Genomic DNA, 21,150 nt, shown 5'->3' with positions numbered 1-21,150 from the left:
ACGCCATGAGCACGATCGTCCGCTTCGACAATGTCGGCCTGCGCTACGGCACAGGCGCGGAGGTGCTGCGCGACATCGGGTTCCGTTTGGAAACCGGCGCGTTCATGTTTCTCGTGGGCTCGTCGGGCGCGGGCAAGACCTCGCTGCTGCGCCTGCTCTATCTCGCGCAGCGACCGTCGCGCGGCCGCATCGACATGTTCGGGCGCGATATCACCAGCCTGCCGCGCACGGCGCTTCCCGCGCTCCGCCGCCGGATCGGCGTCGTGCTTCAGGATTTCCGCCTGATCGAGCACCTCACCGCGTTCGACAATATCGCGCTGCCGCTCCGCATCGCGGGCGTGCACGAGGCGGAGGTGAAGGCGCATGTCGACGAACTCATGGCGTGGGTCGGCCTTGCCGAGCGGCGCGATGCGCGGCCCGCCGTGCTTTCGGGCGGCGAGCAGCAGCGCGTCGCCATCGCGCGTGCAGTGATCGCGCGGCCCGATATCCTGCTTGCCGACGAGCCCACCGGCAACGTCGACCCCGAGATGGCCGGGCGGCTCCTGCACCTGTTCCACGAGCTCAACCGGCTTGGCACCACGGTCGTCGTGGCGACGCACGCGCTGCACCTGATGTCGCGCGTGCCTTCGGCGATCACGCTGCGGCTCGATCGCGGCGAGATGCTCGATCCGATGGGCGTGCTGCGCAACCCGCCACCCGTCGAAACCGCGGAACTGAGCCTGTGATCGCCTGGCTGCAGCCGCGCGCGCAGCGTTATCGATTCCTGCCTGAAGGCAGATGGGCGGGCGGCGCCTTGCCGTGGATCATCGGCATGATGACGTTTCTCGCGACGCTCGCGCTCGCCGGCGGCATGGCGCTTTCGAACGGCGCGACGGCGCTCACCGGCGGCCTCTCGCGCAGCTTCACCGTGCAGATCGTCGAGCCGAACCCTGATCTGAAGCGCGAGCAGACCGCCGCCGTCGCCGCTTTGCTGCGCGCGCGTGCCGACCTTGCGGACGTGGTGGTGCTCGGCGACAGCGAGCTGCGCGCGCTCGTGGAGCCGTGGCTCGGTTCCGGCAACATCGGCGAGGAATTGCCGCTCCCGGCGATGATCGACGCGCGCTGGAAGACCGGTACGGGCGATATGGCTGCGATCGGCGAGGCGGTTCGCGCGCTCGCCCCCACAGCGCGCATCGACACGCACGCCCAGTGGTTCCGCCCGCTCGCGGGTGTCGTCGAGGTGCTGAAATGGCTTGCCGTCTCGATCGGCGTACTCGTCGTTGCGACCACCGCGGCGATCGTCGCGCTCTCCGTCCGCGCCGCGCTCAGCACGCACGGGCCGACGATCGAAACGCTGCACATCATGGGCGCCGAGGATCGCACCGTCGCGGCGCTGTTCGAATATCGCTACGCCATTCAGGGCCTCGTCGGCGGCGCGATCGGCGCGATCGCCGGGCTCGCCGTCATCCTCTTCATCGGCAATCTGCTCGGCCAGTTCGGCGGCGGGCTTGCGGGTGAAATCGGTCTGTCGCCGCTCGGCTGGACCGCGCTTGCCGCCGTGCCGCTGCTCGTGGCGCTGCTCACGATCTTCACGGTGCGCATCACGGTCGGGCGGAGGCTGAGACAGCAGCTATGACCGCGGTTCTCGTGCGCTCCGCCATGCTGCTCGCGCTCGCATGGATCGCGGGTTTCGTCTGGTTTGTGTTGAGCCTGCCCGAACCCGCGCCGGATGACATACGCACCGAAGGCATCGTCGTGCTCACGGGCGGCCCCGGCCGCATCGCGCGCGGCGTCGATCTGCTGCGCGCGGAGAAAGCTGAACGGCTGCTCATCTCCGGCGTCGACGCGAGCGTCCGGCCGATCGAGCTTGCCGTCGAGCTGAATGTGCCGGCGGACGTGTTCGAATGCTGCATCGATCTCGGCAAGGAGGCTGCCGACACGCGCGGTAACGGTGAGGAGATGGCCGCATGGGTGAAGCAGCACAAATACAAATCCGTGCGCCTCGTCACCTCGCAGTTCCACATCAAGCGTGCGACGGCGGAAGCGCGCGCGCGGATCGGGGCGGGGGTCACGCTCGTGCCCGACGCGGTGCCTGCGCGCCTGTCTGCGCGCCTGCTTGCGCTTGAATACAGCAAGTTCCTGTTCCGAAGCTTGCTGCTGCTGATGGGTGAGGCCTGATGGTTGTGCTGCGTTCGATTGCCTTTGCCCTTGTCTTCTATGTCGTGGGCGCGCTCCTCGTGATTGCCGCGGGGTTTGATGCGCTGATCTCGCGCCGCCGTGCCCACGTCGGCGCGCGGCGCTGGTCGGCGTTCTTCCTGTGGTCGTCGTCGCGGATCGCGGGCGTGCGGCTGAAGATCGTCGGCGACCTGCCGAAGGGCCCGGTGATCGTCGCGATGAAGCATCAGGCGGCTTACGAAACGATGGCCGCGCCGCGCCTGTTCAAATGGCCTGCCGTGGTGATGAAAGCGGAGCTGATGCAGATCCCGGTGTGGGGCTGGGTCGCGCGCCGTCACGGCTCGATCCCGGTGGACCGCGATGCGTCGTCGGCGGCGATGCGCCTGATGCTGCGCGTTGCCGAGCAGGCGGTCGACGAAGGCCGCGAGATCGTGATCTTCCCCGAAGGCACGCGCACGCCCGTGGGTGAAGCGCCGCCGCTGAAGCCCGGCGTGGCGGGGCTCTACAGGCTGATGAAGCTACCGGTCGTCCCCGTTGCGCTCGATTCGGGAACGCTTTGGCCGCGCCGCAGTTTCTGGAAGCGGCCCGGCACGATCACCATGCGCTTCGGCGAGGTGATTCCCGCCGGGCTCGACCGCAAGACGTTCGAGGCGCGGCTGCACGCCGCCATCAACGAGGTGCCGTGATGCGTCGCCTGCCGTTCTGGGTGCCGGTGCTGCCGCTGCTGTTGGGCCTCGCCGCCTATTGGCTGTATTGGCAGGGCGAGGCGAAGGCCTTTGGCGCGGTCGTCGCGGCGCGGATCGGTGTGCCTGTCGAAACCGCAGGCTTTCCCTACCGGATCGAGGCGCGCGCCGCCGACATCGCGGTCCGCCGGCAGACGCGCGAGCTTTCCTTCGCGGCCCATGCGTCTTCGATGACAGTCAATCGTCAGCCGTGGCGTACGGGCCATGTCGTGATCGTGGCGGAACAGCCGCGTCTGCAGATCGCGCTCACGCGGCTCGCGGGAATGCGTCTCGATGTCGAAGCCCCGGCGATGCTGGCGAGCGTGCGTCGGCCTGGCGATACGCTCGAGCGGCTGTCCATGCAGTTCGAAACCGCGAAGGTTTGGCTGCCGTTTGCGGGCGGGCCGTTCGATGCGAAGAATTTCGAGCTGCACCTGCGCGAAACGCCCGGCGCCGCGCCGCAGGGCAAGTCTCCGACGCTCCCCGTTCAGGCCGAGGCGCGTATCGCCGGAACGCTCGACCGCGCGGGCGCCAGCCTCGGCATCGACATTCCGCTGTTCGTAACCGCGCGCGCGCCGATCGGCGCGATCGACGGCTGGCGGAACGGCGGCACGATCGAGGTGAAGGGCGCGCAGCTTCTCGCGCAGGACAAGCCGCTTGCCGACATCGACGCGACGCTCGCGCCGCTCCCCGATGGGCGCATTGCCGTCTCCGGCACGATCCGGAGCGAATGTCCGTTCACCGTGAAGGCGCTTCTGGAAGGCACGGCCCCGGCGGCCGAATACCGTGCGCGCCGTGCCCGCACGATGGTGCTTACCGGAGACAGCGCGGCGGGCTTCACCATCGGCGATCCCGAAGGCGCTACCGGTGGTCCCGTCCGAAGTCAGGAGCCGCCGTGTCCTGTCCCGCATCGATGATTGTGCGGCGAATATCGCGCGTGCGCGTGAACAGGTTGAACAGCGTGTCGCCGTCGCCCCAGCGGATCGCGCGCTGAAGCGCGGTCAGGTCTTCCGTAAAGCGCTGCAGCACCTCGAGCACCGCGTCCTTGTTGGCAAGGAACACGTCGCGCCACATCTGCGGGTCGGACGCGGCGATGCGCGTGAAGTCGCGAAAACCGCCTGCCGAGTATTTGATCACCTCGGAGCGTGTCACGCCTTCAAGGTCTGAAGCCGTGCCGACGATCGAATAGGCGATCAGGTGGGGCAGGTGGCTCGTCACCGCCAGCACCAGATCGTGGTGCTGCGGGTCCATCGTCTCCACCTTGCTGTCCAGCCGCCGCCAGAACTCGGCAAGGCGCTCGATCGCCGTCTCGTCCGTGCCGGGAAGCGGCGTCAGGATGCACCAGCGCTGGTGGAACAGTTCAGCAAAGCCAGCGTCCGGCCCCGATTTCTCGGTGCCCGCCACCGGGTGCGCGGGAATGAAATGCACGCCTTCGGGCAGCAGCCCGGCCAGCGCCGCGACGCTCGCCTTCACCGATCCGACGTCGCTGACGATGGCGCCCTGGGGCAGGTCGTCGCGCATTTCCTCGATCGCCGCGCCCATCTGCCCCACCGGCACGCACAGCACCACGAGGTCGGCGTCGATCACGGCGGCACCGGGCGTGTCGGCGACATCGTCGACGAGGCCAAGCTCATCGACACGCGTGCGAACCGCGGCGCTGCCGTCGTAGCCGACGAGCCGCACGGTCGGCATGTGCAGCCGCACGGCGCGTGCGAGCGACGAGCCGATAAGCCCGAGCCCGATGATGGCGACGCGGGAGAAAGGCAGCATCAGCCGAGGAAGGCGCGCAGCGCGCCTATAACGGCCTGCGTTTCCTCGTCCGTGCCGATCGAGATGCGGAGCGCGTGGCCGAGGCCCTGGTTCGGCAGCCAGCGCGTCAGGAAGCCGCGTTCGGTGAGGTAGGCGTTCGCTGCCTCCGCCGTGTGCGCGCCCGTTTCGGGGAACGTCACCAGCACGAAGTTCGCGGCCGAAGGCACCGCGCGCAGCCCCTTGTTGCCAAGCGCCTCGACCGCTTCGACCAGCGCCGCGCGGTTGCGGGCGTTGTCGGCGCGGCACGTCGCCACCCACGCCTGATCGGCAAGCGCCGCGACCGCACCCGCCTGTCCCGCGCTCGTCACGTTGAACGGCCCGCGAATGCGGTTCACCATGTCGATCACATCGGGCGCGCCATAGGCCCAGCCGACCCGCTCGGCGGCAAGTCCGTAGATCTTGGAGAAGGTGCGCGCCATCACGACGTTCGGGTGCACGCGCGCGAGCGCGGTGCCGTCGTCGTAGCCCGGTTCCTCGACATATTCGGCATAAGCGGAGTCGATCACCAACAGCACGTGCGGCGGCAGCCCGGCGTGCAGCCGCTCGACCTCGCTCTGTGCGATCAGCGTGCCCGTGGGGTTGTTGGGATTGGCGAGGTACACGATTTTCGTCCGCGCGGTGACGGCGGCGAGCAGCGCGTCGACATCGGCGGTGTAATCGGTATCCGGTGCCGCGACCGGCGTCGCGCCCGCGCGCTCGGCGGCGATCGGGTAGACCATGAAGCCGTGACGCACATAGAGCACCTCGTCGCCCGGCCCCGCGTAGGCGAGCGCGATGCACTGCAGAATTTCGTCGGAGCCGGTGCCGCAGACGATCCGGTCCGCCTCGATACCGTGCTGCGCGGCGATCGCTTCGCGCAGTTCGTGGCTGCTGCCGTCCGGGTAGCGGTTCGCCTTGCCGACGGCGGCGCGCATTGCCTCGATCGCCTTGGGGCTCGCGCCCAGCGGGTTCTCGTTCGAGGAGAGCTTGACCAGCGTCACGCCCGGCGCGGCCTTCGCGCGGCCCGGCACATAAGCCTCGATGGCGCTGATCCAGGGCTTCGCGGTCGGGGCCTCAGTCATCGTTTCGGGCTTTCTGCTCTCGGGTTCGAACGGCACGCGCATTGGACGATGCGGCGCGCGGTTGCAAGAGAACGCTGTCGGAAAATCGTATCACCCCTGAAACAAGGAATGAAACCAAACGCGCGCACCGCGCGTTGGCGGCTCAGTGAAAACAACAGGGAGACATGCTGTGGATAAAGGCAGTCGCACCATAGTGATCGTTGTTGCCGTGATCGTTCTGCTGGCCGTGGTGGGTTATGCGCTCGGTCTGTTCAATGTGGACGCGAGCGGCGATCTGAAGACGCCCGAAGTCAGCGTCACGGGCGGTGAGATACCTGAAGTTCAGGTCGAAACCGGCGAGATCGATGTCGGTACCGAAAAGGCAGCCGTTCCGGTCCCCAAGGTCGACGTGAAAACCGACGAGGTCGAAATCGACGTTCCGACGGTGGATATCAAGCCGGCCGGAGACGACGGCAGCGCCAAGCAGTAAGCCAGGCATTGCCGTCGAGCGCCCCGGCCGGAATCCCCCCCCGCCGGGGCGCTCAGTATTTCGAGTTCCGAGCACCCCATGACCGCTGCACCGCGATGCTCTATGCAGCATCGGCATGGGCACCAAGTACGAAGCGAATCCGGGGCAGGAAGGCCCGATGAGCGTGGCGCTCGGCGCGGCACGGGCGGCGGCGGCACGCGGCGAGGTGCCGGTGGGCGCCGTCATCGTCGATGCGGATGGAACCGTGCTCGCGGCAGACGGCAACAGGACGCGCGAACATTCTGATCCCACCGCGCATGCCGAGATGCTGGTGATCCGCGCCGCGGCCGCGCGCCTCGGTTCCGAGCGCCTCGCCGGATGCGACCTCTATGTCACGCTGGAGCCGTGTCCGATGTGCGCGGCGGCGATCAGTGCGGCACGGATTCGGCGGCTCTATTACGGCGCGTCCGATCCCAAGAGCGGCGGTGTCGAGCACGGCCCGCGTATCTTCGCGAGCCCCTCCTGTCATCACCGGCCGGAGGTGTACCCGGACATTTCCGCGTCCCCCGCGGCGGTTCTGCTGCGCGAATTTTTTGCGGCGCGGCGTTAACACTCGCATCAACATTTGAGTCTAAGTGCCGATGCCGGATAGATTTTATCCGAATCATGGGTTCCGGGAGTGCAAGGGGTCGTCACCGCAAGGGACGAGAAATGCTGTTCAAAAAAGTGCAGGCGTTCGTGGACAAGGCCAAGAAGGCCGACGACCTGCTGACCCTGTCCGATCTTACACAAGCCATCACCGAAGAGCTCGGTTTCGATTGTTTCGCATTGCTGCATTCGCCGCGGCAAAACCGCGTGCCGGCCGAAACCGTGCAGCTCACCACCTATCCGGGTGCGTGGGTCGAAATGGTGCGCGACCGCGCCTACTGGGTGGATGATCCGGTGTTCGCGGCCTGCGAGATTGCGGTTGCTGGCTTCCCATGGAAGCATATTCCCGAAATGGTCGTGCTGAGCGAACGCCAGCGCGAAGTGATGCGCATCGCGCGCGACGAAGGCCTGCTCGACGGCTTCACCGTTCCGATGCCCAAGGGCGGCACCACGGTCGGCCTCTGCTCGTTCGCGACCCGCCGCGAACGCGGGAACGACCACCACGGCGCGGCCGCTGCGCAGTCCGTCGGCTGGTTCGCGTTCGAGGCGGCCCGCCGTATCAGCGCGCACGAGCCGATCCTGTTGCCCCCGGCGGCAGCGCTCACTCCGCGCCAGCTCGATTGCATCGTGCTCTACGCGCGCGGCAAGAGCGATGCGATGATGGCGCGGCTGCTCGGCATCAGCCCCAAGACATGCAACGAGCATATCGAGATCGCCAAGCGCCGCTACGGCGTCGCGACCCGTCAGCAACTGCTCGCGCGCGTGCTCTGGAACGGCCAGCTCAGCTTCGCGGATATCCTGAGCTGAGCGCTGCATTCGGGCGCACGTGACTCAAAATTGCCTCAAAGGTGAAACACGTTTGCTGTCCCCGGTAGTTACCGGGATAGTAACCATGCATATTTTTGAGTTAAGAAGGAAATACTGCTGGTGCGCTGTACGGCGCGGTGTTTCGTGAGGGGGCTATGATCAAGTTCATAACGGCGAAGAACAAGTCGCAATATCGGGCGCTCATCGATCAGATGCACCAGGACCGCAAGCGCGTGTTCGTGGACTGGCTGAAGTGGGATATCCCGGTCGTCGGCGACAAGGAAATCGACCAGTACGACACCGACGACGCCATCTACATCATCGACGTGGATGCGGAGGGCAACCACGTCGCCTCGATCCGCCTGCTGCCGTGCTCGGTGCCGACGCTCATGGCGGAGCATTTCGCGGACATGGTGCAGAACCCGGTCCCGGCGGACGATACCGCGTGGGAGATGACGCGCCTGTGCGCCAATCCGAACGTGAAGGACAAGCTCGCCCAGTGGACGGGCCGCAAGAACATCACCGTCGCCGCGATCGAGTTCGCGCTGATGCGCGATATCAAGCAGCTGATCTTCGTCACGCATTCGAGCTGGGTGCCCACGATCCTGTCGGTGGGCTGGGACATCGAGCTGCTCGGCCTGCCGCGCGAGGACGGCACGGAATCGATCGCCGCGATGCGGATCAACGTCACGCCTGAAACGCTGACGCTGATCCGCCGCAACTGGGGAGTGAAGGAATCGCTGCTGCCGGCCGAAGAGGCGCTTTCAGCGGTTGCCTGAGGAGGCGTCGTCCCGAAAGGGGTGACGGGTTCGAAACATGCTGGACACGAGAGTCGCGGATTCGCGGCGCGATGCCGTGCGTTTCCGCGAGATGCCAATCGGCAAATCGAATGTGTAGTGATTGTCGGTCATGCGCGGCGTTCGCGCTGGCCGGGCGGGTCAGCGAGGCGAAAGCGCTGCTCGATGCCATCAATGTCGGCGGATTGTTCGACGCAGGGCAGGATGAGGATGCGCGAATGGCGGGCCGCGCGCTTCTCGACGTCGTGATGAAGCGCCTTGCCGACGGGGTCGACGATGCACGCCGCCTGCCGGCGGTCTGCGGTCCGCTCAGCCCGGAGGACCGAGCGTCTTGAGATAGGCGACGAGGTCGTTGATCTGCTCGGGTGAGAATTCGAACGCTGGCATGTCGCCGTGGCCGACGAACACGCCCTCGGCAAAGGCCTCTGCGATGTAGTCGGGCGGATAGCTCGTGAACAGCGTCGCGAACGACGGTGCGGAAGCATGCGCGCTCTTCTGTCCCGGCTGGGTCGCGTGACAGCGCGTGCAGTTCGCGTCGGCGAGTGCCTTGCCGCGCGTGATGGCGGGAACGTCGCGCGAGAGTTCGGAGGGCGGCGGCGGATTGCCCTCGGGCAGCCGCCCGGCAGGGGCGGCCGCAGGTGTCTGTGCCTGCTGCGGCGCGGCAACCTCGCTTCCCGCCGGCTTTTCCGCGTCCTTCTTCTTCTCGCACCCGGCGAGGACAAGGCCTCCCGCCATCGCGATCATTGCCAGCCGTGCCGTAACTCCCGGAATTCCGATGCGCATACCTGTCTCCTCGCGCGCACAATGCCGTCTGCGCGCCGCGCGTCAACGGGGCGGATGCGATGAACCGCTTGTTTCGCCTAACGGCTCGTCGCGAAGACGCGGAACCGGCCGGGGGTGCTTCCGTTGGTCAGGCACACCAAAGGAGGAGAGTTCATCATGCAGAACGAACGAACGCGCGAGACCAGCGATCTCATCTCTTCGGAGAAGGTGGATGGCACCTCCGTCTATGCCCGCGACGGCGAACGCATCGGGTCGGTCAAGTCGCTGATGATCGAGAAGCGCGGCGGCCGTGTAACGGACGCTGTCGTTTCCGTCGGCGGCTTTCTGGGGATCGGCGAGAAGTATCACAGCCTGCCGTGGTCCACTCTGAAATACGACACGGATGTGGATGGCTACCGCCTCGATGTGACCGAGGATCAGCTTCGCAGCGGCCCGACGTTCGACGATGCGCATACGGAGACGGCACTCGACCGTGCGTACCAGCATCGCGTCTATTCGCATTATGGTGTGAACCCCTACTGGTGATCCCAGGATAGACGCGTACAGCGGCTCGCGGCATCCCTCGTCCGCGGGCCGCTGTTTGCATTCGCCGTTGGCGCCGCTTATGCCGCTTGCCCATGCGCGTCCCCGTCCTGCTTTCGCTCGCCATCGCCGCCTGCGGCAACGCCGCTCCGCCCGCGATCGAACCCGTTGCCGTTGAAAGCATTGCCGTGCCTTTCGATGCGCGCGACGCGGCGCGGCAGGGGGAGGGGCGCCTCAGCTATGCGGGCGGCGTAGCGCTGCGCTCGTCGACACCGTGGTTCGGTGGCCTTTCGGGACTTCGCTGCCCCGATCGCTGTTATGCAGTCGGTGACGCCGGTGTTCTTCTGAGCTTCGACCGCGTGGAGCGGGACGGCCGGCTCGTCGGCATTCAAAACGTCCGTGGCCGTGCGCTCCTCGATCGCGAAGGCGCGGCCGGGGCCAAGGCGACGCGCGATGCGGAATCGCTGGTGCTCAGTCCCGGCGGCGCGGAGGCGCTGGTCGGTTTCGAGCGGTCTAACAGCCTGTGGGTCGTGCCTCTGGGGCAACCGGAATGGCGCGCAAGGCAGGTCTACACCCTTCCCGAAATGAAGGACTGGCCGCTGAACGGCGGCGCGGAGACACTTGCCATGCTGCCGGGCGGCGTGCCGCTCGTTATCGCCGAGGAGGCGCCGGACGGCGGCGACCGTCCCGCCATCGCCATCGGCGCGGTGAAACGCCCGGACGGCACGCGCGCGAACCTCGCGTTCCGTTACCGCCCACCTGCGAATTTCTCGCCGACCGACGCCGCGCTGCTCGATGATGAACGCCTCATTGTTCTCAATCGCGCCTTCTCGCCGCTTACCGGCGTGGCGATGGCGCTTGTCGAGCTGCCGCTCGCGGAGATCAAGGAGGGCGCCACCGTGCAGGGCCGCGAGATCGCGCGGCTGCGGCCGCCTGTCAGCATCGACAATATGGAGGGGATCGACATCCGCCGCGAGGACGGGCGGGTGTTCGTCTATCTCGTCAGCGACGACAACTTCAACGCCGCGCAGCGCACGCTGCTGCTGAAGTTCGAGCTGCTCCCGGAATAAGAAAGGGGCCGGCGGATCGCTCCACCGGCCCCTTCAAATCGTCAGAAACGAACGCGCTCAGGCGGCTGCGGCGGCGTTCAGCTTCTTCTTGATGTCGCGCTTCAGGCGGCGCGCCTTCAGGCTCAGCTTCTCGTCACGGGTCTTGACCAGCCAGTTGTCGAGGCCGCCGTTGTGCTCCACCGAGCGCAGGCCGTGCGTCGAAACCTTGAGGCGAACCGTGCGGCCGAGCGCGTCGGAAATCAGCGACACGTTCTGGAGGTTCGGCAGGAACACCCGCTTGGTCTTGTTGTTGGCGTGGGACACATTGTGACCCACCTGGCGGCCCTTACCGGTCAGCTCGCAAACGCGCGACATGCTTTTCGTCCTCGAATCTTGTGTTTCAGCCGTGGCTTGAAAGTGGGCGCCTATAGGGGAGGGAGGCCTCCCCGTCAACCGCGCTCATCCGCTGCCGAGCTTCGAAAGCACGAAGGCGAACAGAAACCCGGTCACCGCGATGAGCCCTGCGAATTCGGGCGTTTCCTCGGTGGCCTCGGGGATCATCGTGTCGACGAGCATGGCGAGGATGCCGCCTGCCGCAACTGCCGTCGTCGCGGCGAGCACGTTCGGATCTGCACCCGCGAGCAGCAGGTTGCCGAGCATCGCCGCCAGCCCCGAGGCAAGTGCGATGCCGCCCCAAACGCTGAAGATATACGCGGGCCCGCGCCCCGCCGCGCGCATCCCGGCGGCGCTCGAAAGCCCCTCAGGCACGTTCGAGAGGAACACGGCGGCGACCATCACGAGGCTGACGCCCGTGCCGTCAAGCAGGCTGACGCCGATCGCGATCGATTCGGGAATGCCGTCGAGCAGTGCGCCGACCGCGATGGCAAGCCCGCCGCTTTCCGCGGCTGGCGTCTGGCTTTCGCCGGGGTTGTAGCCGGATCGCTTGCGGTGCTGCGCCCCCCGGCGGGAGATCGCGATGTTGGCGGCGGTGTAGAGGATCGCGCCGCCCAGGAAGCCCACGGCGGCGGCATCGAAGCCGCCCTGGCGATAGGCCTCGTCCATCAGGTCGAAGGCGACGGCGGAGATCAGCACGCCCGAACCGAACGCCATCACCACCGCGATCAGCCGCTGCGAGGGGCGGCGGAGCGTGGCGAACGCGGCGCCGATCAGCAGCGCACAGCCGCTGCCGAACCCCCACAAGCCTGCTTCAAGCCACTGCGGCACCGCACCCCCGCCCGCCTTGCTGATGCTCCGGCATAGCGCAGTGTATCCCAAAAGTCTCGCCGGGCCGGGTGCGCGCAAACCGCTCTTTCATCGCCGATCTTTCCGTTCTAGACGGGAATCATGCCTCTTTTCGCGATCCACTGCATCGACAAGCCCGCCAGCGCCGACCTGCGCACCGCAACCCGGCCCGCGCACCTCGAACATCTGGAAAGCGTCGGCGATCGTCTCCTCGTCGCCGGGCCGCTGCTCGATGAAGAGGGGCGGCCGATCGGCTCGCTGCTCATCATCGACTTCGATGATCGCAAGGCCGCGATCCAGTTTGCGGCGGATGATCCCTATGCGCAGGCCGGGCTGTTCGCCTCGGTCGCGGTAACGGCATGGCGGCAGGTTCTTCCGAAATAAACGTCCTCACCGAACGCCGGGGTCCGGTGTTCGTCGTGACGATCAATCGTCCGGATGCGCGGAATGCCGTCGATGGTCCCACCGCCGCCGCGCTCGTCGAAGCTTTCCGTGCGTTCGATGCCGATGCGTCGCTGTCGGTTGCCGTGCTGACCGGTGCGGGCGGCAATTTCTGCGCGGGCGCGGACCTGAAAGCGATGGGGACTGCGCGCGGCAACCGCGTCGATGTCGCGGGCGACGGCCCGATGGGGCCGAGCCGTCTCGTGCTTTCGAAGCCCGTGATCGCCGCGATCGAGGGCTTTGCAGTGGCGGGCGGGTTGGAGCTTGCCGTCTGGTGCGACATGCGCGTCGCGGCGCGCTCGGCGGTGTTCGGCGTGTTCTGCCGCCGCTGGGGCGTGCCGCTGATCGACGGCGGCACCGTGCGGCTGCCGCGCCTCGTCGGCGAATCGCACGCGCTCGACATGATCCTCACCGGGCGGGCGGTCGCGGCGGAGGAGGCGCTCCGCTGGGGCCTCGCGAACCGCGTCGTGGAGGACGGTGCGGCGCTGGAGGCGGCGGTCGCGCTCGCGGAAGCGATCTCGGCGTTCCCGCAAACCTGCCTGCGCAACGATCGCGCCAGCGCACGGGGCCAGTGGGGCGCACCGGAAGCGGAGGCGATGGCGCGTGAGTTCGCGCTTGGCATGGAAACGCTGGCATCGGACGAAAGCCGTGCCGGTGCGGCGCGCTTCGCCGACGGTGCCGGGCGTGGTGGACGCATCGAATGAGCGCAAGGCCGAATCGGCGACTTTCATGACGTCATGACGTTGACGCTCTGGCCGCGCTGCGGCACATGCGCGGTATCGGGTCTGTAGGCGTTCCTCTTTCACCGGCCCCACGGCGCGATGGATCTTCATGGACGTTCTTCGGCATTTTGGTTTGAAGCATGTGTTGTTCCGGCAGGAACCGCACGGGCAGCTCTATCTGCATCATGCTTTCGAAACGGCACTCTCGGAAATCGTGGACGCCGTGCTGGCGTGCGAGGGTGTGGCGCTCACGGGCGCTGCGGGCATGGGCAAATCGCAGCTGCTGGCGGCGGCAGCGCGTGAGCTTGCCGCGCGCGGCGTTTCGGCGGCGAGCTTCGCCGGTCCCACGCTCGCTGCGCAGGCCGATTTCGCCAATCTTGATGCGATCCTCGTCGACGAGGCCGATGCCGCTGCGCCGCGCGTGCTTGAAGCCGTGCTCGCCAAGGCCGCACAGCACCGTGTCACCGCCGTGCTTGCCGCGCTCGATCCCTCGCGGCTCGGCAAACCGGGGCGGCTCGTCCGACTGGCGCCGATGGCGGGCAGCGAAATCGCGGATTTCCTCGTGGACGCGTCCGCCGCAGCAGGTCGGCCGGACCTGTTCACGGTCGCTGCGCAGGAAGCGGTCGTCGAGGCGGTCTCGGGCAATCCGCGCGTTCTGAAGCAGATCGCCGGGGCTGCGCTTCTGGAAGCGATGTTCGAGGGCGGGGTCGTCGTCGAGCAGCGCCACGTGCTCGCCGCGATTGCCGCGCGCCCGCCGCTCCCCGCGGCCGAGCCCGATTATGTCCTCGAAGCGCCGCAGTGGCCGCAGCGCGCCACGCCGCTGCAGCCCGCGCCGATCGTGGTTGCGGAGCCGGAATCCCAAGCGCCGGGGTCCATGATACCGTGGGTGCCGGAAGAGCCGCGCCGTCGTCTCGGTGTGCGCGGCTTCGTCGTGGCCACGGGCGCGCTCGGCCTTCTGATCGCGGCAGCGCTCGCCTACGCGGTCGACACTTTCGGGTGGGACCGCATCTCCGCGTTCCTGCACCTTCCCGATATCGCGCAGCCCGCAACCAGCGAACTGCGTCCGGTTCTGCAAGGCGCGGCGCCGGGCTTCTCTGAGCCCGAACTCGCCGTACTGCCTGACACCGGCGATATCATCGACGAGCCGGTCCCGCTTCCCGCGCTCACCGAAACGCTGTCGGACGGCAGCACCGTGGTGCCGCCCCCGGTGCCCGATGCCGCGACGCCGGGCTACCGCCCGCCTTCGGCGACGCTGCCCACGATCTCGGCCGCCGTTCGCGCGGGCATCGCCAATCCGTCAGTCGCAAAAACGCGGGGCGCCGCTGCGTCGCTGCCGCAGGAAGGTCCCGCGATCGAAGGCCGCGAAGCCCTCGCCGAACCGCCCACGCACCAAATTGAGGCCGCGCCGCTTCCCGCGATCGAGGACTAGCGCCGCCGAATCCCCTCGGCGATCATCTCGTTGGCGAGTGTCGCCACGGTTTCCGGGTCGGACGAATCGTCGAGCACGCAGTAGCGCAGGCCGAGGAAGACGTTGATGCCCATGATCGCCCAGGCGTGGGCCTCGCTCACGTCCTCGCGAATCTCGCCGCGTTCGGCGCCCACCTTCAGCCTGTCGAGGATGCGGCGCGCCGTTCCCTGATAGTGCTGCCGGTAGCTTTCGGGGTCCGCAAACTCGGCCTCGTCGATGATTCGGTACACTTCCTTGTGTTCGCGCGCGAACTCCAGAAAGGCCTTCAGCGCCGCGCGCTCGCCTGAAAGCGTGTCCGTGGTGCGCGCGATCGCCTCGCCGGCGCGCTGGCCAACACGGGCGGACATGTCGCGCACCAGCGCGCGGAAGATTTCGTCCTTCGATTCGAAGTAGGTGTAGAAGCTGCCGAGCGCCACACCCGCCCGCCGCGTGATCCCGCTGATCGAGCCTTCGTGGAACCCTTTTTCGCCGAATTCGACGGCCGCTGCGTCGAGCAGCGCGCGCTGCGTCTTGCGTCCGCGCGCGGTTCGCGGCTCGCGGTCCGCCTGTTGCGGAATTGCATCGGTTGCCATCGACCTCCCCTTCATTCTTTCCCGACCCCATAATTCAATTTGAAAGGTGGTTCAACTTTCAGTATTGGCGATTCAACACAAGAGCCATCGGGCTCGGCTTTACAGCATTGGGGAGGAAGAATGCGCCGCATTTCGATTCATTCCGTACTTGTCGCAACCACCGCGCTGGCCGCTTTCGGGCCGCTTCCGGCCTTCGCGCAGGACGCAGCGGTGAGCGAAACCATCGAGGACGCGATCGTCGTTACTGCTCGCCGCCGCGAGGAAAGCCTGCAGGATGTTCCGATCGCCGTAACGGCGGTCAGCGGCGCCCAGCTCGAACAGCAGGGCGCCCTCGACATCACCGAGATCAGCGAAAGCGCCCCGAACGTGACGCTCGAAGTGTCGCGCGGAACCAACACCACGCTCACCGCCTTCATTCGCGGCGTCGGCCAGCAGGATCCGGTCGCGGGCTTCGAGGCGGGCGTCGGCCTCTATCTCGATGACGTTTACCTCAACCGCCCGCAGGCCGCCGTGCTCGATATCTACGATGTCGAGCGCATCGAGGTGCTGCGCGGGCCGCAGGGTACGCTCTATGGCCGCAACACCATCGGCGGCGCGGTGAAGTACGTGACGAAGAAGCTCGACGCTGATCCGATGCTGCGCCTGCGCGGCACGCTCGGCACCGACGAGCAGGCGGACCTCGTCGTCACCGGCAGCATGCCCGTCGGCGACGGCACGCTCCGGCTCGGCGGTTCGATCGCGCGCCTCAGCCGCGGGGGTTTCGGCAAGAACCTCACCACGGGCGACGACAACTACAACAAGGACATCTGGGCCGGCCGCGCCACGGCCGAAATCCACGGCGACGCCGTCTTCGTGCGCCTGTCGGGCGACTACACCAAGGACAAGAGCAACCCGCGCGGCGGCCACCGCCTGATCGCGGGCATTTCCAGCGGTGCGCCGGTGCTGAGCGACGTGTTCGATAGCCAGGGCGCTCTCGATGATCCGAAGCAGGAAGTGAAGGCGTGGGGCACAACGCTATTCGTTGAAGCGAACCCGTCCGATTACGTCACGCTGCGCAGCATCACGTCCTATCGCAAGGACGACAGCGGCACGCCGATCGATTTCGACGCGCTGCCCGCCGTCGACGTGGACGTGCCCGCGACCTACAACAACAAGCAGCTCTCGCAGGAAATCCAGTTCCTTTACCAGAACGGCGGTTTCAGCGGCCTCATCGGCGGCTACTTCCTCGATGCGAGCGCGAAGACGGCGTTCGACGTGCGCCTGCCGGGCGGCGTCACCGCGCTCACCTTCGGCGATGTCGATACGGAGACGTTCGCGATCTTCGGCGATTTCACCTACGATCTCAGCGAGCAGTTCAGCGTCTCGGTCGGTGGTCGCTACACGTGGGACGAGCGCAGCTCCACGGTCCTGCGGCAAACCTTCCTCGGCGGCGGTTCGCCGTTCTTCGGCGGCGGCGGCACGCTCTTCGCCACAACGTCCGATTTCACGGGCAAGGCGACCTTCAAGGAGTTCACGCCGCGCGCCTCGATCAGCTTCAAGCCGAGCGAGAACCACAACCTCTACGCAAGCTATTCGAAGGGCTTCAAGGGCGGCGGCTTCGATCCGCGCGGCGTCAGCACCGCTGCGCCCGACGCGAACGGCGACGGCGTGCGCAGCTACGACGAGATCTACGATTTCATCTCGTTCGAGCCCGAAACCGTCGACAGCTACGAGATCGGCTGGAAAGCCTCGCTGTTCGATCGCCGTCTGCGCTTCAGCCTCGCGGCCTTCCATGCCGATTACAAGGACGTGCAGATTCCGGGCTCGGTCGGCACCGTCATCGGCGGCCAGCAGACCTTCATCGGCGTGACGACGAACGCCGGCAAGGCGCGCATCCAGGGCATCGAATTCGAAGGCAACGCCGTGCTTGCCGAGAGCTTCGGCGCGACTGACGATCAGCTCAGCTTCAACTGGGCGCTCGGCTACATCAATGCCGACTACAAGCAGTTCATTGACAGCCGCGGCATCGACGTCGCCGATCGCCGCAACTTCCAGAACACGCCGGAATGGACAGCCTCGGGTACGCTTGCTTACGCCGTGCCGGTCGCCTCGGGCACGCTCAACGCAAGCACGACGCTTTCGTACCGCAGCAAGACCTACCAGTTCGAGCTGCCGGCGCCCGGCCTCGATCAGAAGGGCTATTCGCTCTGGGACGCGAGCCTGGTCTGGACGTCGGACAGCGACCGCTTCAGCCTCGGCGTCCACGGCAAGAACCTGCTCAACAAGAAGTACATCACCTCGGGCTACGTGTTCCTTCGCCAGAACCCGGATACCGGCGAATATCTGCGCACCGGCACCGGCGCGCTGATCTCCTCGCTCGGCGCAGACGGCGTGCTCACCGCCTACTACGGCAACCCGCGCCAGGTGTTCGTCACAGCCGGGTATAAGTTCTGAACGGTTCCTCCACCCCCAACCTGGGCCCCGGCATGCAAACGCGCGTGCTGGGGCTTCTTCTGCTCGTCTATACGTTCAACTTCATCGACCGGCAGATCATCGGCATCCTCGCGGGGCCGATCAAGGCGGAGCTCGGCCTCAGCGACACCGAACTCGGCCTGATGGGCGGGCTTGCCTTCGCGCTCTTCTATTCGGGGCTCGGCATCCCGATCGCCATCGCGGCGGACCGCATGAGCCGCAGCCGCATCATCGCCATCTCGCTCGCGCTCTGGAGTCTGTTCACCGCGCTCTGCGGTTTCGCGACGAACTTCTGGCAGCTCTTTCTCGCCCGGCTCGGCGTCGGGGTGGGGGAGGCGGGCGGCGTCGCCCCGTCCTATTCCCTGATCGCCGACTATTTTCCGCCCGAACAGCGCGCGCGGGCGCTAGCCGTGTTCTCGTTCGGCATTCCGGTGGGTTCGGCGCTCGGCGTCATGCTCGGCGGCTGGGTCGCAAGCACGGTCGACTGGCGTTTCGCCTTCATTGCCGTGGGTTTGGCCGGTCTCCTCATCGTGCCCGTGTTCAAGCTCGGCGTGCCGGAGCCGGAGCGCGGTCGCTTCGATCCGCCTGCCGGAGACCGCCCGCCGGTGGGGCGCGTGCTCGCAACGGTGGTCGGCAAGCCCACCTTCTGGTTCATCTCGCTCGGGGCTTCCTGCAGCTCGATGTGCGGATACGGTCTCATGTTCTGGCTGCCGTCCTACTTCGGGCGAAGCCTCGGGCTCGGCCTTGCGGAGATCGGCCTCTACATGGGCGCGATCCTGTTCTTCGGCGGCATCGCGGGTGTGTGGGCGGGCGGCTGGCTTGGCGATCGCCTCGGCCGTGCGAACAAGCGCGCTTATGTCCTCGTTCCCGCGGCCGCCTTTGTCGTCGCTGTTCCCCTGTATGCGGCGGGCATCCTGCAATCGTCGCTGGCGCTGGCGTTCGTACTGTTCCTCGTGCCGCAGGCGCTGGCGCTGATGTGGCTTGGCCCTGTCATCAATGCCGTGCAGGGCCTCGTGCCGCCCACGATGCGCGCGACCGCGTCGGCCTGCTTCCTGTTCGTGAACAATCTCCTCGGCATCGGCGCGGGCACGCTCTTCTTTGGCGCGGTGTCCGATCTCTACGGCAGCCGTTTCGGCGCCGAATCACTCCGCTACGCCATCCTCACCGGTCTTGGATTTTACCTCCTCGCCGCCGCCTTCCTTTGGTTGGCCTCCCGCCGGATCGAACGAGACTGGCACAACTGAGGGGCTCTGCCGCCAAAAGTTAACGAGTCGTAAATTTCTGCCTTGGCGACCGCGGCATCAGTGTTATCAATATGCCATGCGCAGGCTGCATCGCATTGGACGCTTGTTCAAGATTACCAACGGCTTCGAGGCCGGGGTGATCATTTATGCGCTCGCTCTCGGTGCGGCGCTTCGCGGCGAGGCATATCTCAAGGCATATCCGGGCGGCTTCGGCTGGGCGCTCTTCGCGGCGTGTATGCTCGCGGTGCTCATGGCTGGGGCGGCGCTCGTCGATGGGGTTCGCGCGGCAAATCCGGAGCTGGCTGCCGAGCGGCGGCTCCTGCGCGTGACACGCGGTGCGCGCGGCCTACGGGGCTGACAGCAAGCCCGTCCGTCTTCCTCGCCAGCACGAAGTGAATGCCGCCTAGCGCGGGCAGCAGTCGTGTCAGCGGCCGGTCCAGCCATTTGAGCCCGCGCACGGGCGGCGCCACCAGTGCGGTTTTCCAAGCCACCGGCTCGAACATCGCCTCCCGCAGAACGGCGCCAAGGCCGCTGCGGCCATAAGGATGTCCCTGACCGAACGGTGTCGATTCGAAATGCGTCCACATGCCGGCGCGGTTGGGAACGATCAGGATCAGTTCCCCCGCGGGCGCGAGAACACGCCACAGTTCGCGCAGCAGCTTCGGCGGATCGGCGAATTCGAGCGCGTGTACGAGCAGCGCCTGATCGAACAGCGCCTCCACGAACGGCAGCGCGGTTTCGCGGGCGCTCACAGCGCAGGATGGTCCCCGGCGGGGCCATGCGCGGGCGCCCTGATCGGCAGGCATCACCATGCACAGACGCTCGATCCGCGCGGGGTCCAGACCCTGCAGCAACGGCGCCGGATAGCCGAGTGCAAGCAGCCGCGCCGATGCATCGGTACGGACGGCGGGGGCGACGATCTGCGCGAGCAGCCGCGCAGTCCGGCGCCCGTCCGCGCCCGCATAATAGGCCCTGAGCGTATCCAGGCCCGGCCGCATCACAGTGACGGTGCTACCGCTCCACGCACAGCGCGATGCCCATGCCGCCGCCGATGCAGAGCGTGGCGAGGCCCTTTTTCGCGTCGCGGCGCTGCATCTCGTAGAGGAGTGTCGTCAGGATGCGTGCGCCCGATGCGCCGATCGGGTGGCCGATCGCGATGGCACCGCCGTTGACGTTGAGCTTCGCCGGATCAAACCCGAGTTCCTGTCCCACGCACAGCGCCTGCGCGGCAAAGGCTTCGTTGGCTTCGATAAGGTCGAGGTCGCCGACGCTCCATCCAGCCTTCGCCAGCGCCTTTTTCGAGGCGGGAACCGGCCCGATGCCCATGATCGCGGGGTCAACGCCCGCGCTCGCCCAGGATGCGACGCGCGCCAGCACCTTGGCGCCGCGCTTCGCCGCTTCGTCCGCCGACATCAGCACCAGCGCGGCTGCGCCGTCGTTCAGGCCACTGGCGTTCGCGGCGGTCACGGTGCCGTCCTTCTTGAAGGCGGGCTTCAGGCTCTGCATGCCTTCGATCGTGGCGCCGGCGCGGATATATTCGTCCTGGTCGACGACCGTGTCGCCCTTGCGGCCCTTGATCGTCACGGGGACGATTTCGTCCTTGAAACGTCCTGCGGCGCGCGCGGCCTCGGCCTTGTTCTGGGAACTCACCGCGAAGGCATCCTGCGCCTCGCGGTTCACCTGATATTTCTCGGCCAGGTTCTCTGCCGTGATACCCATGTGATAGCCGTTGAAGGCATCCCAAAGGCCGTCCTTGATCATCGTGTCGACGAATTCGATCGCGCCCATCTTCTGCCCGGCGCGCAGGTGCTGTGCATGGGGCGCGAGGCTCATCGATTCCTGCCCGCCCGCGATCATGATGCTGGCGTCGCCGTTCTCGATTGCCTGCGCAGCGAGCGCGACGGCACGGAGGCCCGACCCGCACACCTGGTTGACGCTCCACGCGGGCGTTTCCTTGGCGATACCCGCAGCCATGGCCGCCTGCCGCGCCGGGTTCTGGCCCTGCGCCGCGGTCAGCACCTGCCCGAGGATCACTTCGGAAACCGCGTCCGCTTCCACGCCTGCCTCGGCAAGCGCCGCGGAAATGGCGATGCGTCCGAGTTCGTGCGCGGGGGTATTCGCGAAGCTGCCGAGGAAACTGCCGACCGGAGTGCGTTTGGCGGCGACGATGACTGCGTCCATGGGGAATCCTTTCCGATTTCCCCGCCTAT

The 21,150-nt window shown here is 67.0% G+C and carries 25 protein-coding genes; 17 read left to right on the top strand and 8 right to left on the bottom strand.

Annotated elements, in window-relative coordinates; genetic code table 11:
- The first annotated feature begins 5 nt into the window (after positions 1 to 5).
- From ftsE to ACE3TJ_RS05515, 5 genes are read left to right on the top strand one after another with little or no spacing between them, the layout of a single operon-like run.
- Entirely contained in the window at positions 6 to 725 is a 720-nt protein-coding gene (ftsE, locus tag ACE3TJ_RS05535; RefSeq protein WP_374594667.1) for a cell division ATP-binding protein FtsE, read from the top strand.
- The gene (locus ACE3TJ_RS05530) at positions 722 to 1,615 is read left to right on the top strand and encodes a cell division protein FtsX (RefSeq protein WP_374594665.1); all 894 of its coding nucleotides are present in this window, start codon (positions 722 to 724) and stop codon (positions 1,613 to 1,615) included. Before ftsE ends, ACE3TJ_RS05530 begins: the two co-directional genes overlap by 4 nt.
- Positions 1,612 to 2,157 carry a YdcF family protein gene (locus ACE3TJ_RS05525; protein WP_374594663.1) on the top strand — a complete coding sequence of 182 codons (546 nt, stop codon included), beginning with the start codon at positions 1,612 to 1,614 and terminating at the stop codon, positions 2,155 to 2,157. Before ACE3TJ_RS05530 ends, ACE3TJ_RS05525 begins: the two co-directional genes overlap by 4 nt.
- Positions 2,157 to 2,840: a lysophospholipid acyltransferase family protein gene (locus tag ACE3TJ_RS05520; RefSeq protein ID WP_374594661.1), complete on the top strand. Its 684-nt coding sequence runs from the start codon at positions 2,157 to 2,159 to the stop codon at positions 2,838 to 2,840. Before ACE3TJ_RS05525 ends, ACE3TJ_RS05520 begins: the two co-directional genes overlap by 1 nt.
- A complete protein-coding gene (locus ACE3TJ_RS05515; RefSeq protein WP_374594659.1) occupies positions 2,840 to 3,793 on the top strand; it encodes a DUF2125 domain-containing protein in 954 nt (317 codons plus the stop codon). The genes ACE3TJ_RS05520 and ACE3TJ_RS05515 overlap by 1 nt, the downstream gene beginning before the upstream one ends.
- Here the strand turns inward: ACE3TJ_RS05515 and ACE3TJ_RS05510 are convergent.
- Positions 3,738 to 4,646 carry a prephenate/arogenate dehydrogenase family protein gene (locus ACE3TJ_RS05510; protein ID WP_374594657.1) on the bottom strand — a complete coding sequence of 303 codons (909 nt, stop codon included), beginning with the start codon at positions 4,644 to 4,646 and terminating at the stop codon, positions 3,738 to 3,740. The genes ACE3TJ_RS05515 and ACE3TJ_RS05510 overlap by 56 nt on opposite strands.
- Positions 4,646 to 5,746, bottom strand: a complete 1,101-nt coding sequence (gene hisC / locus ACE3TJ_RS05505) for a histidinol-phosphate transaminase (protein ID WP_374594655.1) — start codon at positions 5,744 to 5,746, stop codon at positions 4,646 to 4,648. Before hisC ends, ACE3TJ_RS05510 begins: the two co-directional genes overlap by 1 nt.
- A gap of 169 nt (positions 5,747 to 5,915) precedes the next feature.
- Between hisC and ACE3TJ_RS05500 the strand changes: the two genes are divergently transcribed.
- The 5 genes from ACE3TJ_RS05500 to ACE3TJ_RS05480 all read left to right on the top strand — a co-directional run bounded on the left by ACE3TJ_RS05500 (position 5,916) and on the right by ACE3TJ_RS05480 (position 8,781).
- A complete protein-coding gene (locus tag ACE3TJ_RS05500) occupies positions 5,916 to 6,215 on the top strand; it encodes a hypothetical protein (protein ID WP_374594653.1) in 300 nt (99 codons plus the stop codon).
- Positions 6,216 to 6,330: 115 nt separating this feature from the next.
- Positions 6,331 to 6,804, top strand: a complete 474-nt coding sequence (locus ACE3TJ_RS05495) for a nucleoside deaminase (RefSeq protein ID WP_374594651.1) — start codon at positions 6,331 to 6,333, stop codon at positions 6,802 to 6,804.
- Between the two features lie 101 nt (positions 6,805 to 6,905).
- Positions 6,906 to 7,649, top strand: a complete 744-nt coding sequence (locus ACE3TJ_RS05490; protein WP_374594649.1) for an autoinducer binding domain-containing protein — start codon at positions 6,906 to 6,908, stop codon at positions 7,647 to 7,649.
- A 155-nt stretch (positions 7,650 to 7,804) separates the two neighbouring features.
- Positions 7,805 to 8,428 carry an acyl-homoserine-lactone synthase gene (locus tag ACE3TJ_RS05485; protein WP_374594647.1) on the top strand — a complete coding sequence of 208 codons (624 nt, stop codon included), beginning with the start codon at positions 7,805 to 7,807 and terminating at the stop codon, positions 8,426 to 8,428.
- Positions 8,429 to 8,538: 110 nt separating this feature from the next.
- Positions 8,539 to 8,781 (top strand): hypothetical protein, encoded by a 243-nt coding sequence (locus ACE3TJ_RS05480; RefSeq protein WP_374594645.1) that lies wholly within the window; start codon positions 8,539 to 8,541, stop codon positions 8,779 to 8,781.
- On the opposite strand, the gene ACE3TJ_RS05475 is transcribed toward ACE3TJ_RS05480, so the two are convergent.
- The gene (locus ACE3TJ_RS05475) at positions 8,756 to 9,229 is read right to left on the bottom strand and encodes a cytochrome c (protein WP_374594643.1); all 474 of its coding nucleotides are present in this window, start codon (positions 9,227 to 9,229) and stop codon (positions 8,756 to 8,758) included. The genes ACE3TJ_RS05480 and ACE3TJ_RS05475 overlap by 26 nt on opposite strands.
- Positions 9,230 to 9,385: 156 nt before the next feature.
- Between ACE3TJ_RS05475 and ACE3TJ_RS05470 the strand changes: the two genes are divergently transcribed.
- Both ACE3TJ_RS05470 and ACE3TJ_RS05465 read left to right on the top strand, forming a co-directional pair.
- A complete protein-coding gene (locus tag ACE3TJ_RS05470; protein WP_374594641.1) occupies positions 9,386 to 9,754 on the top strand; it encodes a PRC-barrel domain-containing protein in 369 nt (122 codons plus the stop codon).
- A gap of 92 nt (positions 9,755 to 9,846) precedes the next feature.
- Entirely contained in the window at positions 9,847 to 10,821 is a 975-nt protein-coding gene (locus tag ACE3TJ_RS05465; RefSeq protein WP_374594639.1) for an esterase-like activity of phytase family protein, read from the top strand.
- 57 nt (positions 10,822 to 10,878) lie between these two features.
- On the opposite strand, the gene rpmB is transcribed toward ACE3TJ_RS05465, so the two are convergent.
- Positions 10,879 to 11,175, bottom strand: a complete 297-nt coding sequence (gene rpmB / locus ACE3TJ_RS05460; RefSeq protein WP_121052122.1) for a 50S ribosomal protein L28 — start codon at positions 11,173 to 11,175, stop codon at positions 10,879 to 10,881.
- Positions 11,176 to 11,259: 84 nt separating this feature from the next.
- The gene (locus ACE3TJ_RS05455; protein ID WP_374594637.1) at positions 11,260 to 12,024 is read right to left on the bottom strand and encodes a ZIP family metal transporter; all 765 of its coding nucleotides are present in this window, start codon (positions 12,022 to 12,024) and stop codon (positions 11,260 to 11,262) included.
- 120 nt (positions 12,025 to 12,144) lie between these two features.
- On the opposite strand from ACE3TJ_RS05455, the gene ACE3TJ_RS05450 reads away from it, so the two are divergent.
- From ACE3TJ_RS05450 to ACE3TJ_RS05440, 3 genes are all read left to right on the top strand, one after another.
- The gene (locus tag ACE3TJ_RS05450) at positions 12,145 to 12,426 is read left to right on the top strand and encodes a YciI family protein (protein ID WP_374594635.1); all 282 of its coding nucleotides are present in this window, start codon (positions 12,145 to 12,147) and stop codon (positions 12,424 to 12,426) included.
- A complete protein-coding gene (locus ACE3TJ_RS05445; protein ID WP_374594633.1) occupies positions 12,402 to 13,187 on the top strand; it encodes a crotonase/enoyl-CoA hydratase family protein in 786 nt (261 codons plus the stop codon). Before ACE3TJ_RS05450 ends, ACE3TJ_RS05445 begins: the two co-directional genes overlap by 25 nt.
- A gap of 127 nt (positions 13,188 to 13,314) precedes the next feature.
- A complete protein-coding gene (locus tag ACE3TJ_RS05440; protein ID WP_374594631.1) occupies positions 13,315 to 14,634 on the top strand; it encodes a hypothetical protein in 1,320 nt (439 codons plus the stop codon).
- On the opposite strand, the gene ACE3TJ_RS05435 is transcribed toward ACE3TJ_RS05440, so the two are convergent.
- Positions 14,631 to 15,245: a TetR/AcrR family transcriptional regulator gene (locus ACE3TJ_RS05435; protein ID WP_121052112.1), complete on the bottom strand. Its 615-nt coding sequence runs from the start codon at positions 15,243 to 15,245 to the stop codon at positions 14,631 to 14,633. The two genes, ACE3TJ_RS05440 and ACE3TJ_RS05435, sit on opposite strands and share 4 nt — an antisense overlap.
- Positions 15,246 to 15,365: 120 nt before the next feature.
- On the opposite strand from ACE3TJ_RS05435, the gene ACE3TJ_RS05430 reads away from it, so the two are divergent.
- Both ACE3TJ_RS05430 and ACE3TJ_RS05425 read left to right on the top strand, forming a co-directional pair.
- Positions 15,366 to 17,678, top strand: coding sequence for a TonB-dependent receptor (locus tag ACE3TJ_RS05430; protein WP_374594629.1), 2,313 nt, complete (start codon positions 15,366 to 15,368; stop codon positions 17,676 to 17,678).
- A 44-nt stretch (positions 17,679 to 17,722) separates the two neighbouring features.
- Complete coding sequence (locus tag ACE3TJ_RS05425) at positions 17,723 to 18,940, top strand: spinster family MFS transporter (protein ID WP_374594627.1); 1,218 nt, start codon at positions 17,723 to 17,725, stop codon at positions 18,938 to 18,940.
- 248 nt (positions 18,941 to 19,188) lie between these two features.
- Here the strand turns inward: ACE3TJ_RS05425 and ACE3TJ_RS05420 are convergent, their stop codons facing one another.
- Both ACE3TJ_RS05420 and ACE3TJ_RS05415 read right to left on the bottom strand, forming a co-directional pair.
- A complete protein-coding gene (locus ACE3TJ_RS05420; protein WP_121052107.1) occupies positions 19,189 to 19,938 on the bottom strand; it encodes a class I SAM-dependent methyltransferase in 750 nt (249 codons plus the stop codon).
- Positions 19,939 to 19,951: 13 nt separating this feature from the next.
- Positions 19,952 to 21,121: an acetyl-CoA C-acetyltransferase gene (locus tag ACE3TJ_RS05415; RefSeq protein ID WP_121052105.1), complete on the bottom strand. Its 1,170-nt coding sequence runs from the start codon at positions 21,119 to 21,121 to the stop codon at positions 19,952 to 19,954.
- Positions 21,122 to 21,150 lie beyond the last annotated feature (29 nt).

The sequence above is a fragment of the Sphingosinicella sp. genome (assembly GCF_041916975.1).
Taxonomy (GTDB): domain Bacteria; phylum Pseudomonadota; class Alphaproteobacteria; order Sphingomonadales; family Sphingomonadaceae; genus Sphingosinicella.
Note: the sequence above shows the minus strand (reverse complement) of the source record. Positions and strands in the feature narration are given on the sequence as shown.

Excerpts from the sequence above, each read along its gene's own strand:
- ACE3TJ_RS05510 (WP_374594657.1), bottom strand. The coding sequence starts at position 4,646 with ATGCTGCCTTTCTCCCGCGTCGCCATCATCGGGCTCGGGCTTATCGGC.
- hisC (WP_374594655.1), bottom strand. The coding sequence starts at position 5,746 with ATGACTGAGGCCCCGACCGCGAAGCCCTGGATCAGCGCCATCGAGGCT.
- ACE3TJ_RS05490 (WP_374594649.1), top strand. The coding sequence starts at position 6,906 with ATGCTGTTCAAAAAAGTGCAGGCGTTCGTGGACAAGGCCAAGAAGGCC.
- ACE3TJ_RS05415 (WP_121052105.1), bottom strand. The coding sequence starts at position 21,121 with ATGGACGCAGTCATCGTCGCCGCCAAACGCACTCCGGTCGGCAGTTTC.
- ACE3TJ_RS05435 (WP_121052112.1), bottom strand. The coding sequence starts at position 15,245 with ATGGCAACCGATGCAATTCCGCAACAGGCGGACCGCGAGCCGCGAACC.
- rpmB (WP_121052122.1), bottom strand. The coding sequence starts at position 11,175 with ATGTCGCGCGTTTGCGAGCTGACCGGTAAGGGCCGCCAGGTGGGTCAC.
- ACE3TJ_RS05520 (WP_374594661.1), top strand. The coding sequence starts at position 2,157 with ATGGTTGTGCTGCGTTCGATTGCCTTTGCCCTTGTCTTCTATGTCGTG.
- ACE3TJ_RS05420 (WP_121052107.1), bottom strand. The coding sequence starts at position 19,938 with ATGCGGCCGGGCCTGGATACGCTCAGGGCCTATTATGCGGGCGCGGAC.
- ACE3TJ_RS05465 (WP_374594639.1), top strand. The coding sequence starts at position 9,847 with ATGCGCGTCCCCGTCCTGCTTTCGCTCGCCATCGCCGCCTGCGGCAAC.
- ACE3TJ_RS05525 (WP_374594663.1), top strand. The coding sequence starts at position 1,612 with ATGACCGCGGTTCTCGTGCGCTCCGCCATGCTGCTCGCGCTCGCATGG.
- ACE3TJ_RS05480 (WP_374594645.1), top strand. The coding sequence starts at position 8,539 with ATGTGTAGTGATTGTCGGTCATGCGCGGCGTTCGCGCTGGCCGGGCGG.
- ACE3TJ_RS05470 (WP_374594641.1), top strand. The coding sequence starts at position 9,386 with ATGCAGAACGAACGAACGCGCGAGACCAGCGATCTCATCTCTTCGGAG.
- ACE3TJ_RS05440 (WP_374594631.1), top strand. The coding sequence starts at position 13,315 with ATGGACGTTCTTCGGCATTTTGGTTTGAAGCATGTGTTGTTCCGGCAG.
- ACE3TJ_RS05430 (WP_374594629.1), top strand. The coding sequence starts at position 15,366 with ATGCGCCGCATTTCGATTCATTCCGTACTTGTCGCAACCACCGCGCTG.
- ACE3TJ_RS05475 (WP_374594643.1), bottom strand. The coding sequence starts at position 9,229 with ATGCGCATCGGAATTCCGGGAGTTACGGCACGGCTGGCAATGATCGCG.
- ACE3TJ_RS05450 (WP_374594635.1), top strand. The coding sequence starts at position 12,145 with ATGCCTCTTTTCGCGATCCACTGCATCGACAAGCCCGCCAGCGCCGAC.
- ftsE (WP_374594667.1), top strand. The coding sequence starts at position 6 with ATGAGCACGATCGTCCGCTTCGACAATGTCGGCCTGCGCTACGGCACA.
- ACE3TJ_RS05495 (WP_374594651.1), top strand. The coding sequence starts at position 6,331 with ATGGGCACCAAGTACGAAGCGAATCCGGGGCAGGAAGGCCCGATGAGC.
- ACE3TJ_RS05515 (WP_374594659.1), top strand. The coding sequence starts at position 2,840 with ATGCGTCGCCTGCCGTTCTGGGTGCCGGTGCTGCCGCTGCTGTTGGGC.
- ACE3TJ_RS05485 (WP_374594647.1), top strand. The coding sequence starts at position 7,805 with ATGATCAAGTTCATAACGGCGAAGAACAAGTCGCAATATCGGGCGCTC.
- ACE3TJ_RS05445 (WP_374594633.1), top strand. The coding sequence starts at position 12,402 with ATGGCGGCAGGTTCTTCCGAAATAAACGTCCTCACCGAACGCCGGGGT.